The following is a 14,905-nucleotide window of genomic DNA, read 5'->3' as shown; positions in this document are numbered from 1 at the left end:
GAGGGTATTTATGAAAGTTGCATTAATTGCGCATGATAAGAAAAAAGACGATCTGATTGAATTTGTAGCTGATCACCACCAAGTGTTTGAGCAATATGATTTGTTTGCGACAGGGACGACGGGGCGGAAAATCGCCGAAAGAACCGGCTTAACGATCCACTGTTTTCAATCAGGCCCCCTTGGTGGAGATCAAGAAATTGGGGCCAGCATTGCTCGTAAAGAAATGGACATTGTTTTTTTCTTTCGCGATCCACTGACCTCTCAGCCTCATGAGCCGGATGTTTCCGCTCTCGTTCGTTTATGTGATGTCTATGCTGTTCCACTAGCGACGAATATCGGGACAGCGACGATGCTCATTAAAGGAATGGAACGAGGCGATTTAAGCTATTTGGAAGGAAAGAGGTTGAGCTATGATGGAGAATGACGTGGATATTTTAGCGTTTGGTGCCCATGCCGATGATATTGAGATCGGCATGGCGGGAACAATCGCTAAATATGCCGCACAAGGCAAAAGCATCGTCTTTTGTGAGTTAACGGAAGCAGATCTTTCTTCGAATGGAACCGTTGAAACGCGACATCAGGAAGCAAAAGAAGCGGCTGAAATATTAGGAGTGACCACTCGTGTCAACCTTGGCCTTCCTGATCGAGGCTTATTTGTTACGGATGAAGCGATTCGAAAAGTAGCGGAAGTGATTCGTCGTTTTCGACCGAAAGTGATTTTTGCTCCGTATGAAAAAGATCGTCACCCCGATCATGGCCAATGCTCTCGTCTCGTGCAGGAAGCAGTGTTTTCTGCCGGAATTAGAAAGTATACAACGGCGAATGACTTGCCTGCTCATAAAGTCAACCATGTCTATTTTTATATGATTAATGGTTTTCATACGCCAGATTTTTGTGTCGATATTAGCGATTACATCGAGGCAAAGAAACGTAGCCTGCTCGCTTATCGCAGTCAATTCCAACTCGGTGAAGGGGCAGTAGAGACGCCGTTAACGAATGGCTACATTGAAGCAGTCGAAGCGAGAGAGCGAATGATGGGCAAAGAGGTAGGCGTGCCCTATGCAGAGGGATTTAAAGTGTTAAAGCCGCTATTATTAGAAAATGATGTCATTGGAGATTAATATGAGAAAGTTAAAAATAGGAATTACTTGCTACCCAACGGTTGGAGGATCGGGGGTAGTAGCAACCGAGCTAGGGAAGCTACTAGCGGAAAAGGGACATGAAATTCATTTCATCACTTCAGGCGTACCGTTTCGATTAAACCGAATGTATCATAACATTTACTTTCATCAAGTCGATGTCAATCAATATTCTGTTTTTCAATATCCTCCGTATGATATTGCATTAGCGAATAAAATTGCGGAAATCATTACGAGAGAACAGTTAGATATCATTCATGTACATTATGCGATGCCACATGCGGTGTGTGCGATTCTCGGTAAACAGATGGCCCATTCCGATATTAAAATCGTTACTACGTTGCATGGTACCGATATTACGGTGTTAGGGGAAGATCCTTCTCTGACGGGCTCGATTCGATTTGGCATTGAACAATCTGATGCGGTGACGGCGGTATCAGAATCATTAGCGAAACAAACGATGGAGATGATTAAGCCGCAACAAACGATCGAAACGATCTACAACTTCATTGATGAACGCGTGTATCGTCGGATGGATTCTGCCGAAAGACTTCGTCAGGAATATGAGATTCTTCCAGAGGAAAAAGTGATAATGCATGTGTCCAATTTCCGTAGTGTGAAACGCGTGCCGGATGTCATTCGTGTGTTTGCTCGTATTCAGCAAGAGCTTCCTGCAAAACTATTGCTAGTCGGTGATGGCCCGGAAATGACCGTTGCCTGTAGTTTAGTAGCTGAACTAGGGTTGCGTGATCGCGTTTTATTTCTTGGCAAACAAGATAATTTAGAAGAGCTTTATTCCATTAGCGATCTTTTCTTGCTTTTATCTGAAAAGGAAAGCTTTGGACTTGTCTTGCTTGAAGCGATGGCTTGTGGTGTGCCTTGTATCGGAACGAATATTGGCGGCATTCCTGAAGTGATCGAGCATGGAGTTAATGGGTTTTTGTCTGAAGTAGGTAACATTGAAGACATGAGTCAACAAGCTATCAAGCTCCTAACGGATGAAGTGTTGTATAAAAGTTTGCAAGAAAAAGCGCTTGAAACGGTGCCGAATCGTTTTCATTCGGAACAAGTTGTCGGTCAGTACGAGCAGCTTTACTATCAATTGCTTCATGATACAGGTGAGAAAGATGAAAAATGAAGAGGTGTTTGGACAATCCGCTCCTTTGCTAGAAAAGCTAGAGCAAGCAGGGTTCGAGGCGTATTATGTAGGAGGAGCTGTTAGGGATTATTTGCTCAAGCGGCCGATCGGTGATGTTGATATTGCGACGTCCGCTACTCCTGAAGAAGTGAAAAACGTATTTGCTAAAACGGTGGACGTTGGGATTGAGCATGGAACGGTGCTCGTTCTTTGGAAAGGCGATGGCTATGAAATGACGACATTTCGAACGGAGTCGGATTATAAAGATTACCGCCATCCAGAAACGGTGTCGTTCGTTCGGTCGTTAACAGAAGATCTCCAACGACGCGATTTTACGATGAATGCGATTGCTATGGATCGATTAGGACGCATCATCGATCCATTCAATGGTCAAGGAGCGTTAGCGAACAAGCAAATTCAAACGGTCGGCGAGGCGAGTGAACGGTTTTCCGAGGATGCGCTAAGAATGATGAGAGCGGCTCGTTTTGTTAGTCAGCTTGGTTTCGAGCTACATGTCGACACCGCTGCTGCTTTAAAAAAGCATGCTCCTCTCCTACAGCATATTGCGATTGAACGTAAATTGAATGAAATCGAAAAGCTGTTCGCAGGAGCTAATAAACATAACGGCATGAAAGTACTGATGGAAGCAGGATTACTTGCTTATTTGCCGGGGCTTGTTGATCAAGAGGCGGCGATTGAGAAACTTCTTTCTTTCTCCATTGATCACTTATCCTCCAATCAAATGTGGCTGTTGCTGCTGCGATTATTAAATCATCCGGCTCCAAAAGCGTTTTTATCTGAATGGCGCCTGCCTGCACAAAAAATGAAATATGTAACGAGAGCGCTTCAACTGTTAGTCAAACGCGACACGCAGCCTTGGTCTGCTTTTTTCTTATATGAAGCAGGCATAGAGTCCGCTATGGATGTAGAAATCGTGCATGCTCTTCTTCATGGACGAGAAGCTGAGGTAGAGAAGTTGAGAGAACAGTATGCCGAACTACCGATTAAACAGTTGAGTGAGCTGGCTGTTTCCGGGAAAGATTTGCTTGCTTGGAAACAAGAAAAGGGTGGACCGTGGATGAAGCAATACTTAGCGGAAATTGAATGTGCGGTCGTCGAAAAAAAAGTAGAGAATTCGAAAGAAAAGATAAAGGAGTGGCTCGAATCTTGCAATCTTCTGTGAAACAAAGATTATTAGAAGCTTTTTCAGAAGCGGATGGGGAATTTGTTTCTGGCCAAGCGTTAGCGGAAATCGCTGGTTGTTCACGAACAGCAATTTGGAAGCATATTGAAGCGCTAAGAAGTGAAGGCTTTGAGCTAGAGGCGGTTCGTAAAAAAGGGTATCGCATTATTCACAAGCCCGATAAAGTGACCGAAAATGAATTATTAATCGGCTTGCAAACGGAATGGCTTGGAAAAGAAATTGTGTTTCAAGAAACGACGGAATCTACGCAAAAGGAAGCGCATCGATTAGCGCAGGAGCCGTTTAAAGAAGGGACGGTCGTCATCGCTGAGGAGCAAACAGCGGGTCGCGGACGGATGGCGAGAGAGTGGCATTCACCGAAGTACACAGGCGTTTGGATGAGTGTCATTTTAAAGCCGACCCTTCCGCCATATAAGGCTCCGCAGTTCACCTTGATTACAGCCGTAGCGATCGTAGAAGCGATTATGGAAGTGACAGCATTACAGCCTGAGATCAAATGGCCGAATGATATTTTGTTAAACGGTAAAAAAATTACTGGTATTTTAACAGAGTTACAGGCCGATGCGGATCAAATTCATTCGATTATTATTGGGATCGGTTTGAATGCCAATCAGAAAGAGTTCCCAGAGGAGTTAGCGGAGATTGCGACTTCACTTGCAATTGAAAAAGGTGAGTCTGTCTCGCGTTCGCAGTTAGTTCAAGAAATATTAAAAAATATCGAAACCTACTATCATATGTATATGAAGGATGGCTTTACCGATATTAAAAAGCGCTGGGAAAGATATGCCGTTTCGATTGGCAAGCAAATCACGGCTCGCACCGTGACAGCGACGATTAAAGGAAAAGCGCTTGGCATCACCGAAGAAGGTGTGCTAAAGCTGCTTGATGATGAAGGAACGATTCACGATATTTATTCAGCCGATATTGAGATTAATAAAACAGCGGAGTAGCCCGCTGTTTTACCCCGCATACCCCCATCTCAACATGGCAGAAGAAGCGTAGCCGTGTAGATGGAGGATCAACAGCCCGTAAAAGCCCGATTGGTTCAACTAACAATCAGTGGGGGATGAAGAAAACCCCCACTGATTGAAGTTTCACTTTATTTGTCTTTGTGGAGATTGATTTTCATCAAATGGTCATCGTCTGGACCGGGAGTGCCTCTACCATCTGTGTTATTCGTCAGAAAATATAAATGATCATTTTCAATCATTACATCACGAAGTCTGCCCGTTTTTTCTTTTAATGCCGTTACTTGTCTGCTTTTTAAATCGAAGGTAAGTAGTTTTTGCCCGGCAAGAGCGGCAACGTATAGGCGACCTTTATCGTACGCCATGCCAGATGGAGCCCACGTTTCATCTCCAGAATGAAAGAGCGGTGTTTCCATTCCTGCTTGTTTTTCATCGCCTTCAATGATCGGCCAGCCATAATTTTTGCCAGGACGGATTAAATTGATTTCATCGTGTGCGCTTTGTCCATGTTCAGTAGCAAACATCGTTCCATTTTCACTCCATGCAAGACCTTGTGGATTACGATGGCCCCATGAATAGACATAAGATTGTGGAAAGGGGTTATCATTTGGAATCGTTCCGTCTAGGTTCAATCGTAAAATTTTCCCTGACAACACATGTAAGTTTTGCGCACTTTCTTGGATGCCAGCATCGCCAGCTGTAGCATATAGCGTTTGGTCAGGACCGATCGCTAGCCGTCCGCCGTTATGTGTACGTCCACCTGGTATCCTCCCTAATAGCTCTCTTTTTTCCACCCATTCGTTGTTCCGCATTTCGACTTGAACGATACGGTTATATAGTGTTTCATCTTCAGTATACGTGTGATACATATAGGCGAAGGCATTGGTTTGGAACTGTGGATCGAGCTCGAAACCAAGCAAGCCGCCCTCTCCTTCATGAGAAATGTCTTTTGTAAGTGTCAATTTCATCTTCGTTTTCTCGCCGTTTTTCTGTACTTTAATGATTTGCCCATTCCGTTCACTTACATAAAACACGTCGTCTTTCTTTGCTACATCCCATGGAATACGTAAATTTGAAGCTAATATTTCAGTATTAGAAACCGTCTGTTGTTCTCTCTTGTTGTTAGTCATTGGTGAGGTGTCAGATTGTCCGCAACCATGTAACAGTAGTACGAATGCTAAACCGATCTTTTTCAAGTTATCACCTACCAAAAAATTCAATTTACTATCTCGATTGTACCTTATTTTCGTTATTTTCAATAGTCAAAAAACAATTAGCTTGTTATAATGGATGCGGGCAGTATCAAATGGAGCTGCACCTTGTTGATGTTTATTTAGCTTATGGTGAATTGAATATGCGAAAGTCTGCCTTGATCCGCAATGGACAGGGACAGAGGGTCGAAACAACTACTGATGATAAATCGGGTCCTTCTGTCTAGAGGACCCTTTTTTTATTGAATATTGTTTCGTCTCCTCTGATGAAAAAAGGAGGAAGCGGAAATGAAGCAAACGAGTCATTTTTTGAACATGAAGGCAAATGGCGAGAAAATTGTGATGCTGACGGCTTACGATTATCCTTCTGCCAAGTACGCTGAGGAGACGGAAGTAGATGTCATTTTAGTCGGTGATTCTTTAGGGATGGTCGTGCTTGGCTATGACTCAACCGTGCCTGTAACGCTTGAGGACATGGTTCATCATACGAAAGCGGTGAAGCGCGGGGCAAAAGATACGTTTATCGTGACGGATCTGCCGTTTATGACGTACCACATTAGTAAAGAAGAGGCGATGAAAGCGGCCCAAAAACTGCTTCAAGAAGCAGGCGCTCATGCAGTGAAGCTAGAGGGCGGCGGCGAAGTGATCGAGACGATTCGCGCGTTAACACAAGCAGGCGTACCGACTGTGGCCCATTTAGGTCTCACGCCACAGTCCGTCGGTGTATTAGGTGGCTATAAAGTTCAAGGAAAAACGGCATCAGCGGCGACGAAACTGCTGCAGGAAGCGAAGCAAGTGGAAGAGGCAGGAGCTTGCATGCTTGTGTTAGAATGTGTGCCGCATCAATTGGCTGCGGAAGTGTCTCGTGTGTTGACAATTCCTGTGATTGGTATCGGTGCAGGCGTTGATACAGATGGACAAGTTCTTGTTTATCATGATCTGATTCAATACGGTGTCGAGCGCACCCCGAAGTTTGTCAAAACCTATGGAGATGTAAGTGAAGTCATTGCCTCAGCGATTCATTCTTATGTTCGAGAAGTGAAAGCAGGGCAGTTTCCAAGTGTGGAGCATACTTTTTCGATGAAAGAAGAAGAACGACTTCAGCTATATGGAGGAACACGTTCATGATTGTCGTTAAACAAGTAAAAGAACTAACAGCTATTGTCAGTGAAAAGAAAAAAGCAGGACTGTCGATCGGGCTCGTGCCGACGATGGGCTATCTTCATGAAGGACATTTAACATTGGCAAGAAAAGCAAGAGCCGAAAATGATGTGGTCATCATGAGTATTTTTGTCAATCCGCTTCAATTTGGTCCAAACGAAGATTTAGAAAGCTATCCTCGTGATTTTGCGCGCGATCACCAATTAGCAGAAGAAGCTGGTGTGGATATTTTATTCGCTCCAGAACCGGAAGAAATGTACCCAAAACCTTCAATGATTGTTATGAGCGTAATCGAACGAACGGATCGATTATGCGGGGAGAAACGCCCTGGTCATTTTGACGGCGTCGTGACAGTCGTGACGAAGCTGTTTCATTTGGCGCAGCCGGATCGAGCGTATTTCGGGTTAAAAGATGCCCAGCAAGTGGCGGTGATTAATGGGCTTGTCGAATCACTTAACTTCCCGCTTGAAGTGATTGGGGTCGAAACGGTCAGAGAAGAGGATGGCTTAGCGAAAAGCTCACGTAATGTGTATTTGACAGCAACTGAGCGGCAGTTAGCTCCTCATATGTATCGAGCGTTAAAGGCTGGGAAAGATCTTGCGGAACGAGGGGAAAAAGACCCGACGAAAGTGGTTGATGAAATGATCGCTTATTTAAACGAGCATGCGAAGGCTGAGATTGATTATGTGGAATTATTATCGTTCCCAGACTTAACACCTATTGAAACGGTGAAGGGTCAAGTCATTCTAGCTGCGGCTGTGAAATATTCCAATGCACGATTAATCGATAATGTCATTTTTGAATGTGAATAAAGGGGAGAGTTATATGTTTCGAACGATGATGAACGGAAAAATTCACCGAGCAACGGTGACAGAAACGAATTTAAATTATGTCGGCAGTATTACGATTGATGAAGATTTAATCGATGCGGGTGGTATGGCGGTTAATGAAAAAGTGCAGATCGTTAATAATAACAACGGAGCTAGATTAGAAACGTATATCATTCCAGGAGAGCGGGGAAGCGGTGTCGTTTGTTTAAACGGAGCGGCGGCGAGACTCGTGCAGCCTGGAGATGTTGTCATTATTATCTCGTATGTGATGGTACCTGAAGAAAAGGTGAAAGATCATCAGCCAAAAGTTGTTATCGCTGGAGAGAATAATAAAATTGAACAATTGCTTCATCACGAGCCTGCGGGAACGATTATGTAATGGGTGGGACTGTCCTTGAGATAAGGACAGTCTTTTTTAATTTTTCTCATTCATGTACAATAAAAGGAAAAATGTTGTAAGAGGAGATAAAAGTGTATAATGAAACAGCTAAAAATATGCGAGAGCTTTTAATAGCTGATTGTACGAATTGTTTTGGACTTTGCTGTACAGCATTGAATATTGCGGCGTCCAATGATTTTGCGATAAATAAAGCGGCTGGGACACCTTGTCCTAATTTGCAGGAAGATTTCCGCTGTAAAATCCACAAAAATCTAAGAGAACAAGGGTTTAAAGGGTGTACAGTATTTGATTGTTTAGGCGCTGGTCAACAAGTGTCTCAAGTCACTTTCAAAGGACAAAGCTGGCGAGAGCATCCTGAAATTGCCGAAAAGATGTTTCAAGTATTTCCTGTTATGGAGCAATTGTATGAAATGATGGCATTTCTTGCTGAAGCTTTAACTTATGAGGTGTCAAACTCATTGCGTGATAGATTAAATAAACAATTAGAGCATATACAAAGTATGACGGATATGGAGGTGGATCGCTTATTGTCGTTAGACATGATCATGTGTCGATTTCCTGTCAATGAATTGCTTTTGGAAACAAGTGAATATGTGCGAAGTGAGTTAAGTTCGAAAGTTTTTGCTATTAAGAAAGGCAAGACATGCAGAGGGGTTGATTGGGTGGGAAAAAATTTAAAAGGAAAAGATTTAAGAACGACTGATTTACGAGGAGCATATTTAATTGCTGCGGATTTACGAAACGCCGATCTACGAGGTGTGGATTTTATTGGAGCTGATTTGCGTGATGCTAATTTAAATGGAGCCAACCTGTCTACCGGTATGTTTTTAACGCAAATGCAAATAAATTCAGCTAAAGGTAACGATCAAACGATATTACCTTCTCATTTACAACGGCCCTCCCATTGGATGAACTGATTGAGGGTCTTTCGCATTTTATTGTCCAGCTCCGCCTCCTAGACACTCGAGTCAAATAACCTGCCGCCTACAAGACTGTCGTCTTTCCAGCGCCAGAACATTTGCTTGTCGTGTCTGGGCAGTCGGCTCCGCTTTTCGTGTTTCCTTTATCTTGTGCGGAGTGCTCCAGTCCATACGTCGCTAAACGGGACCTTCCGCTTTTCGTTCACATCTAGCGGTGCAGGAAGGTGGTATGGTACACTTGATAGAGATTTTACGAGAAAAAGGGTGTAAGCCGTTATGACATATCCACGTTTTGTCGTTACTGACTTAGAAACGACCGGTCATGCTGCGAAAAGCGGAGATCGGATGATACAAGCTTCATTTGTAATAATAGAAAATAATCAAATTATTGACCAATATACGACGTTTATTAATCCTGAACGTTCTATTCCGGTGTTTATTGAGGAATTAACGGGAATTGATGATGAAATGGTGAAGGACGCACCTTTTTTTCATGAAGTGGCACCGAAAATTTTGCCGTTGTTAGATGAGGCGGTATTTGTTGCCCATAATGTTCAATTCGATCTTCAGTTTTTACAAGCCGAACTAGAAGAAGCAGGGTATTTGCCTTTTTCGGGTTTAGCGATTGATACAGTCGAATTGGCTCGTATTTTATTTCCTACATCAGATAGCTATAAGCTGTTTGATTTGACGACAAGTCTTGGTTTTGAGCACGAGCGACCTCATCAAGCGGATAGCGATGCGTATGTGACCGCACAGCTCTTATTAAAGATGATTGATAAATTAAAAACGATGCCGCTCGTGACGTTAGAAAGTTTAGCGAAAGTAGCAACGAATTTAAAAAGTGATATTTACTTTTTAATCCAAGCGGTCGTTGAAGAGAAACAGCATCATATCGAACAGCTTCCTGAACAAATAGAGGTATACCGCGGACTTGGGTTACGAAAGAAAGCGATTCAAAAAAGATGGATTGACAACAATCAAGTATCTTATCCAGTGAGCGATGAAGAGAAAATTCAGCTTTTAGCCCAATTGCCTCACTTTGAACGAAGAGAAGGGCAAATGAGCATGATGGATCAAGTGTACCAGTCGATGGAGCAATCGATTCACTTAGCGATTGAAGCAGGCACGGGGACCGGGAAGTCACTCGGCTATTTACTTCCAGCAGTATATCGAAGTAAACAGCTAGGCGAACCGGTGATTGTCAGTACACATACGATCGTTTTGCAACAGCAGCTCTTAAATAAAGAAATTAAGCAATTGCAAATGATGCTGCCGTTCCCATTGTCCGTTACCGTGTTAAAGGGAAGAAACCATTATTTAGACTTGTTTAAGTTTTTTCAAAGTTTAAGAGAGACGACCGATAATTATGATTTTGCATTAGCGAAAATGCAAATACTGACGTGGTTATTAGAGACGGAAACCGGCGATGTGGATGAATTAAACTTATCATCTGGCGGCTCCTTGTTTTGGAATGACGTCAAGCAAGATGGCGACTACATGAATAAAGGCCGAAAAGCGTGGCTCGATAAAGATTTTTATCTGTTTGCGAAAAAGCAAGCGAAAGAAGCGGATCTCATCATTACGAACCACTCGTTGCTAGTGGCCGATTTAATGGCCAATGCTCCGTTGCTGCCGTCTTATACTCATGCGATTATTGATGAGGCTCATCATTTTGAAAATGCCGCAAGAGATCGAATGGGGAGTTCGATTGATTTATCGAATTTCAAATATTTAGTCTCAAAATTGGCATGTGATCAATCAGACGGCTTATTTCGAAAATGTGAACAGCTGTATGATAAATTCGTCGAAAATCAACAGGATCATTCGCGAGAAAACATTCATCGTACCTTCAATGAGCTATTGTTAGAGGGGGACGAATGGTTTAAGGTGCTTCATCCGTTCTTTGAGCAACATACGAAAAAATGGTCGGGAAACAGTCATCGTAGGCAGCTGCGGATTACAGAAAAAGTTCGAGAGTTCAAGCTTTGGCAAGCGGTCGAATACGGAGCAGAACGGCTTTATGAGCTGATGATGATGCTTCGTCAACTGCTGCAACAACGATTGACGGACATGGCATCTTATCGAGAACAAATGGCTGCGAAAGATCAGCTGAAGCTAGATGACTTACAATCATTAATGGCTCAATGGGAAGAGTTTTTAGATAGCCTTGACCGAATCATTTTTCGCCCGGAAGCGGATGAAGTGATTTGGATGGAAGGGGATCATCGTTCCTTTGCCAATACGTTTGTGATCAAGTCTCATCCAGTTGCGAGTGGAGAACTGATCAAAGAAAGGCTATTAGATCAAAAGCAAGTAGTCTTTACTTCAGCGACATTAACTGTGAATCGCTCATTTCGTTTTTTTGCGGAAGAAGTTGGCTTAGCGACGCAAGCATATGAAGAAGTGATGCTCCCATCTCCTTTTGATTATGAAAAGAATTGCCGGATGATCATCCCGAATGATGTGCCTGAAATTACAGAGGTAAAGGTAGACGAATATACGGAGGCGTTAGCGAATCATTTAATGGCGGTGGCTGAGGCAGCGAAAGGGCGCATGCTCGTCTTGTTTACGTCGTATGACATGATGAAGAAAACGCATGACTTAATGAAAGATAGCGGCCTGTTAGATGACTATGTGTTGTTAGCACAAGGCATTACGAATGGGAGCCGGGCGCGACTAACGAGGAACTTTCAAAAATTTGATAAAGCGATTTTGTTTGGGACAAATAGCTTTTGGGAGGGCATTGATATTCCTGGGGAGGATCTTTCCTGCTTAGTGATTGTTCGCTTGCCATTTTCTCCGCCAGATGAGCCATTTACTCAGGCGAAAAAGGAGCAGTATGCGAAAATAGGGAAAAATGCTTTTTCTACTTACTCTCTTCCACAAGCCGTGTTGCGTTTCAAGCAAGGCTTTGGCCGCTTAATTCGAAGTAATCGAGATCGAGGAATTGTCCTCGTATTTGATCGCCGTATTCAAACGAGTGCCTACGGCAAAACTTTTTTAACGTCGATTCCAAAAGTGACAGTTGAGGAAGCATCACTTAGCGAGACGGTTTCACTCATTGAAAACTGGTTGTAATGGTTGATTAATTTAACAGCGAATAACATACGCTAACGGTAAAGAAAGGGGAAGCCGATATGAGAATGTTATTCGCTGTTTGTTTGTCAATCTGTATTTTGCTAAACAGCTTTTATGTGGTAGCGGAAACGATTGATTTGAACTTGAAAGAGAATGAATTGGCCATGACGTTTTTGCCGTTGTCTGATGGAGAGGCGGCTTTTTTGCATACAGCAGATGGGCAACATTATTTAATTAATACAGGCACGAAAGAGAGCCGTTCGCAAATTTTCTCATATATGAAAAAATTTTCAATTGACAAGCTGTCCGGATTAGTAATTACAGAAAGACAAGAAGAGCTAGCTCCATTTATCGCTCGGTTAAAAAAGGAGTATCAACTGTCTCAGGTGTATGGAACGGACATGAAAGCTGATGAAATGAAACAGCTCCAACCAGGGGTGGAGCTAGAAATTTTGTATAATGGCATCAAATGGAAAGAGGGCATTGATTTCTCGATCAAGTATTTTGATTCTCGGTTTTTATGGCTGTCCTCGGCGTCAGTGCGAGCGGAGAAGCATTTGTTAAAGGAAGAACTGAAAGATATTAATATCGTCAAGACCCCGAAATTTGCTCGAAACGACAGTATGTCTTATAGTTTATTGACACATATTGATCCGCAAACGGCAATTATTTTTACGAAAAAGGAAAATCTCCCGGGAGGAGAATTGATGGAAATGCTTCATCAAATGTGGATTGATATCTATTATACAAAGCAGCACGGGTTAATTATGATTAAATATAACAAAGTTGGCTATGAAGTTTTAACGATTAGTGACTAAAAGAATTCGCATTTTTCAACAAATTAATTGATGCGAACAAACAATTTCTTGGTATAATAAATGAGGACAGGAGGCGTAATATATGGAAAGTAAAATTGAAGTATTATCCACCGTTACGGTTGACAATCACGCTGATTTGTATAAAATCGTCGATGCGCTAAACCGCACGTTAAAACGGGAAGATTTAATGTTTGGGCTGGCATTAGATCAAGAAGATCAAAATAAAGCTGTCTTTACGATCTATCGTACATAGGGTAGAAGATGAAGAAGAAATGGATATGGCTAACAGTTATAGCAGTTTCGCTCCTGCTGATTTGTACGGCATGTTTAAATGTGTATAACCATGCGCAGAAACCGCATGAAAAGGCGAAAGAGTATGCGATCTCGATTGCCAAGCAAGAAAGTGCCATCACCTCGGTGACAGATTTTAATATATATAATAGCGAAGAAAGTTATTATGCGGTCTTAGGACAGACAGATAAGAAAAAGCAGCTAGCTGTCTTTGTCCCAAAAGAAAAAAAGAAACAGCCAATTACTAAAGATATTACGAAAGGGATTTCAAAGGAAGAGGCCGTCAAAAAGCTTCAAAACGATGAATCTATCGAGAAGTTATTGGGTGCTCGTCTTGGAATTGAAAAATCCGACCCAGTATGGGAACTCGTCTTTTTAGATAAAAATGATCAGATCAATTACTATTATCTTCAAGTAAACAGCGGAGAATGGTTGAAGAAAATTAAGAACATTTAAGAGTGGAGGAATTATCGATGGATATCCAATTAGCGCAAAGAGTGAAGGCATTAACTCCTTCAACAACGTTAGCGATTACAGCGAAAGCGAAAGAAATGAAAGCACAAGGCATTGATGTCATTGGTCTTGGTGCTGGAGAGCCTGATTTTAATACACCAGAACATATTATTGAGGCGGCTTACGAGTCGATGAAAAAAGGGCAAACGAAATATACGCCAGCTGGTGGATTACCTCAATTAAAAGATGCGATCATTGCGAAGTTTGAAAAGGATCAAGGCATTACATATAAACGAAGTGAAATTATCGTCACTATCGGAGCGAAGCATGCTTTATATACGTTATTCCAAGTAATTTTAGATAAAGATGATGAAGTGATCATCCCAACTCCTTACTGGGTCAGCTATCCAGAGCAAGTGAAACTAGCGGACGGAAAGCCTGTTTATATCGAAGGCAAGGAAGAAAACCAATTTAAAATTTCTCCAGAGCAGCTTGAAACAGCCATCACAGAGAAAACAAAGGCGGTTATTATTAACTCACCAAGCAACCCAACAGGCATGCTTTATACAGCAGAAGAGCTACAAGCATTAGGGGAAGTCGCTCTTCGTAAAAACATTTGGATCATTTCTGATGAAATTTATGAAAAGCTTGTATACGGTGACCATAAACACGTATCGATTGCGGAGCTTTCCCCTGAGTTGAAAGAACAAACAATTATCATTAATGGTGTATCGAAATCTCATTCTATGACGGGCTGGCGCATCGGTTATGCGGCTGGAAATGAGCAAGTGATTAAAGCGATGACGGATTTAGCGAGTCATTCTACATCCAACCCAACAGCTCCTTCTCAATATGGCTCAATTGCGGCATATGAAGGAACACAAGAGCCAGTAGCAGAAATGAAAGAAGCGTTTGAAAAGCGTTTAAATGTGATTCACGCGAAATTAAATGAGATTCCAGGCTTCTCCTGCTTGAAGCCACAAGGTGCGTTCTACTTATTCCCGAACGTGAAAGAAGCAGCGGCATTAACAGGCTTTGCAGATGTGGATGCCTTTGTAAAAGCTTTACTTGAAGAAGCGAGAGTAGCTGTGATTCCAGGCAGCGGCTTTGGTTCTCCTGATAACATTCGCCTTTCTTATGCGACTTCTTTAGAGGCACTTGAAGCGGCGGTTGAGCGCATGGATACTTATGTAAAGGAACATATGTAAGCGAACATATCTTTTTAACACCTTGACAATCGTCAAGGTGTTTCCTTTCTTGCACTTATTTACAAAAGACAGGTATAATATTA

The 14,905-nt window shown here is 42.4% G+C and carries 15 protein-coding genes; 14 read left to right on the top strand and 1 reads right to left on the bottom strand.

Translation table 11 applies throughout. The features are described 5' to 3' along the window. Window positions 1-10: 10 nt before the first annotated feature. From mgsA to ACSVDJ_RS10525, 5 genes are read left to right on the top strand one after another with little or no spacing between them, the layout of a single operon-like run. On the top strand, window positions 11-424 hold the full coding sequence (gene mgsA / locus ACSVDJ_RS10545) for a methylglyoxal synthase (RefSeq protein WP_439168621.1): 414 nt from the start codon (window positions 11-13) through the stop codon (window positions 422-424). Further along, entirely contained in the window at window positions 414-1,121 is a 708-nt protein-coding gene (gene bshB1, locus ACSVDJ_RS10540) for a bacillithiol biosynthesis deacetylase BshB1 (RefSeq protein ID WP_439169077.1), read from the top strand. The genes mgsA and bshB1 overlap by 11 nt, the downstream gene beginning before the upstream one ends. A gap of 1 nt (window position 1,122) precedes the next feature. Further along, on the top strand, window positions 1,123-2,277 hold the full coding sequence (gene bshA, locus ACSVDJ_RS10535; RefSeq protein WP_439168620.1) for an N-acetyl-alpha-D-glucosaminyl L-malate synthase BshA: 1,155 nt from the start codon (window positions 1,123-1,125) through the stop codon (window positions 2,275-2,277). Further along, window positions 2,267-3,460 (top strand): CCA tRNA nucleotidyltransferase, encoded by a 1,194-nt coding sequence (locus tag ACSVDJ_RS10530; protein ID WP_439168618.1) that lies wholly within the window; start codon window positions 2,267-2,269, stop codon window positions 3,458-3,460. Before bshA ends, ACSVDJ_RS10530 begins: the two co-directional genes overlap by 11 nt. Further along, the gene (locus ACSVDJ_RS10525) at window positions 3,445-4,431 is read left to right on the top strand and encodes a biotin--[acetyl-CoA-carboxylase] ligase (protein WP_439168616.1); all 987 of its coding nucleotides are present in this window, start codon (window positions 3,445-3,447) and stop codon (window positions 4,429-4,431) included. Before ACSVDJ_RS10530 ends, ACSVDJ_RS10525 begins: the two co-directional genes overlap by 16 nt. A 149-nt stretch (window positions 4,432-4,580) precedes the next feature. Here ACSVDJ_RS10525 and ACSVDJ_RS10520 read toward each other — a convergent pair whose 3' ends face one another. Further along, window positions 4,581-5,645 carry a PQQ-dependent sugar dehydrogenase gene (locus tag ACSVDJ_RS10520; RefSeq protein ID WP_439168614.1) on the bottom strand — a complete coding sequence of 355 codons (1,065 nt, stop codon included), beginning with the start codon at window positions 5,643-5,645 and terminating at the stop codon, window positions 4,581-4,583. Between the two features lie 303 nt (window positions 5,646-5,948). Between ACSVDJ_RS10520 and panB the strand changes: the two genes are divergently transcribed. The 9 genes from panB to ACSVDJ_RS10475 all read left to right on the top strand — a co-directional run bounded on the left by panB (window position 5,949) and on the right by ACSVDJ_RS10475 (window position 14,822). Next, window positions 5,949-6,788, top strand: a complete 840-nt coding sequence (panB, locus tag ACSVDJ_RS10515; RefSeq protein ID WP_439168613.1) for a 3-methyl-2-oxobutanoate hydroxymethyltransferase — start codon at window positions 5,949-5,951, stop codon at window positions 6,786-6,788. Continuing rightward, window positions 6,785-7,633, top strand: coding sequence for a pantoate--beta-alanine ligase (panC, locus tag ACSVDJ_RS10510; RefSeq protein ID WP_439168611.1), 849 nt, complete (start codon window positions 6,785-6,787; stop codon window positions 7,631-7,633). Before panB ends, panC begins: the two co-directional genes overlap by 4 nt. Before the next feature lie 13 nt (window positions 7,634-7,646). After that, the gene (gene panD / locus ACSVDJ_RS10505; RefSeq protein ID WP_439168609.1) at window positions 7,647-8,030 is read left to right on the top strand and encodes an aspartate 1-decarboxylase; all 384 of its coding nucleotides are present in this window, start codon (window positions 7,647-7,649) and stop codon (window positions 8,028-8,030) included. A 92-nt stretch (window positions 8,031-8,122) separates the two neighbouring features. Beyond that, window positions 8,123-8,968: a pentapeptide repeat-containing protein gene (locus ACSVDJ_RS10500; RefSeq protein ID WP_439168607.1), complete on the top strand. Its 846-nt coding sequence runs from the start codon at window positions 8,123-8,125 to the stop codon at window positions 8,966-8,968. Between the two features lie 279 nt (window positions 8,969-9,247). Continuing rightward, entirely contained in the window at window positions 9,248-12,052 is a 2,805-nt protein-coding gene (gene dinG / locus ACSVDJ_RS10495) for an ATP-dependent DNA helicase DinG, 3'-5' exoribonuclease type (protein ID WP_439168606.1), read from the top strand. A 59-nt stretch (window positions 12,053-12,111) separates the two neighbouring features. Further along, window positions 12,112-12,870 (top strand): hypothetical protein, encoded by a 759-nt coding sequence (locus ACSVDJ_RS10490; protein ID WP_439168604.1) that lies wholly within the window; start codon window positions 12,112-12,114, stop codon window positions 12,868-12,870. Window positions 12,871-12,952: 82 nt separating this feature from the next. Then, complete coding sequence (locus tag ACSVDJ_RS10485; protein WP_094835440.1) at window positions 12,953-13,123, top strand: YpmA family protein; 171 nt, start codon at window positions 12,953-12,955, stop codon at window positions 13,121-13,123. Window positions 13,124-13,131: 8 nt separating this feature from the next. Beyond that, entirely contained in the window at window positions 13,132-13,617 is a 486-nt protein-coding gene (locus tag ACSVDJ_RS10480) for a cell wall elongation regulator TseB-like domain-containing protein (protein ID WP_439168602.1), read from the top strand. A 23-nt stretch (window positions 13,618-13,640) separates the two neighbouring features. Then, window positions 13,641-14,822 carry a pyridoxal phosphate-dependent aminotransferase gene (locus tag ACSVDJ_RS10475; RefSeq protein WP_439169076.1) on the top strand — a complete coding sequence of 394 codons (1,182 nt, stop codon included), beginning with the start codon at window positions 13,641-13,643 and terminating at the stop codon, window positions 14,820-14,822. Window positions 14,823-14,905 lie beyond the last annotated feature (83 nt).

Source organism: Bacillus sp. Hm123 (genome assembly GCF_051842975.2).
In the GTDB taxonomy this organism is placed as follows: domain Bacteria; phylum Bacillota; class Bacilli; order Bacillales; family Domibacillaceae; genus Bacillus_CE.
This window is presented reverse-complemented; position numbering and strand designations above follow the sequence as displayed.

Coding starts and splice junctions, on each gene's coding strand:
- mgsA (WP_439168621.1), top strand. CDS start 11: ATGAAAGTTGCATTAATTGCGCATGATAAGAAAAAAGACGATCTGATT.
- bshB1 (WP_439169077.1), top strand. CDS start 414: ATGGAGAATGACGTGGATATTTTAGCGTTTGGTGCCCATGCCGATGAT.
- bshA (WP_439168620.1), top strand. CDS start 1,123: ATGAGAAAGTTAAAAATAGGAATTACTTGCTACCCAACGGTTGGAGGA.
- ACSVDJ_RS10530 (WP_439168618.1), top strand. CDS start 2,267: ATGAAAAATGAAGAGGTGTTTGGACAATCCGCTCCTTTGCTAGAAAAG.
- panB (WP_439168613.1), top strand. CDS start 5,949: ATGAAGCAAACGAGTCATTTTTTGAACATGAAGGCAAATGGCGAGAAA.
- panC (WP_439168611.1), top strand. CDS start 6,785: ATGATTGTCGTTAAACAAGTAAAAGAACTAACAGCTATTGTCAGTGAA.
- panD (WP_439168609.1), top strand. CDS start 7,647: ATGTTTCGAACGATGATGAACGGAAAAATTCACCGAGCAACGGTGACA.
- dinG (WP_439168606.1), top strand. CDS start 9,248: ATGACATATCCACGTTTTGTCGTTACTGACTTAGAAACGACCGGTCAT.
- ACSVDJ_RS10490 (WP_439168604.1), top strand. CDS start 12,112: ATGAGAATGTTATTCGCTGTTTGTTTGTCAATCTGTATTTTGCTAAAC.
- ACSVDJ_RS10485 (WP_094835440.1), top strand. CDS start 12,953: ATGGAAAGTAAAATTGAAGTATTATCCACCGTTACGGTTGACAATCAC.
- ACSVDJ_RS10480 (WP_439168602.1), top strand. CDS start 13,132: ATGAAGAAGAAATGGATATGGCTAACAGTTATAGCAGTTTCGCTCCTG.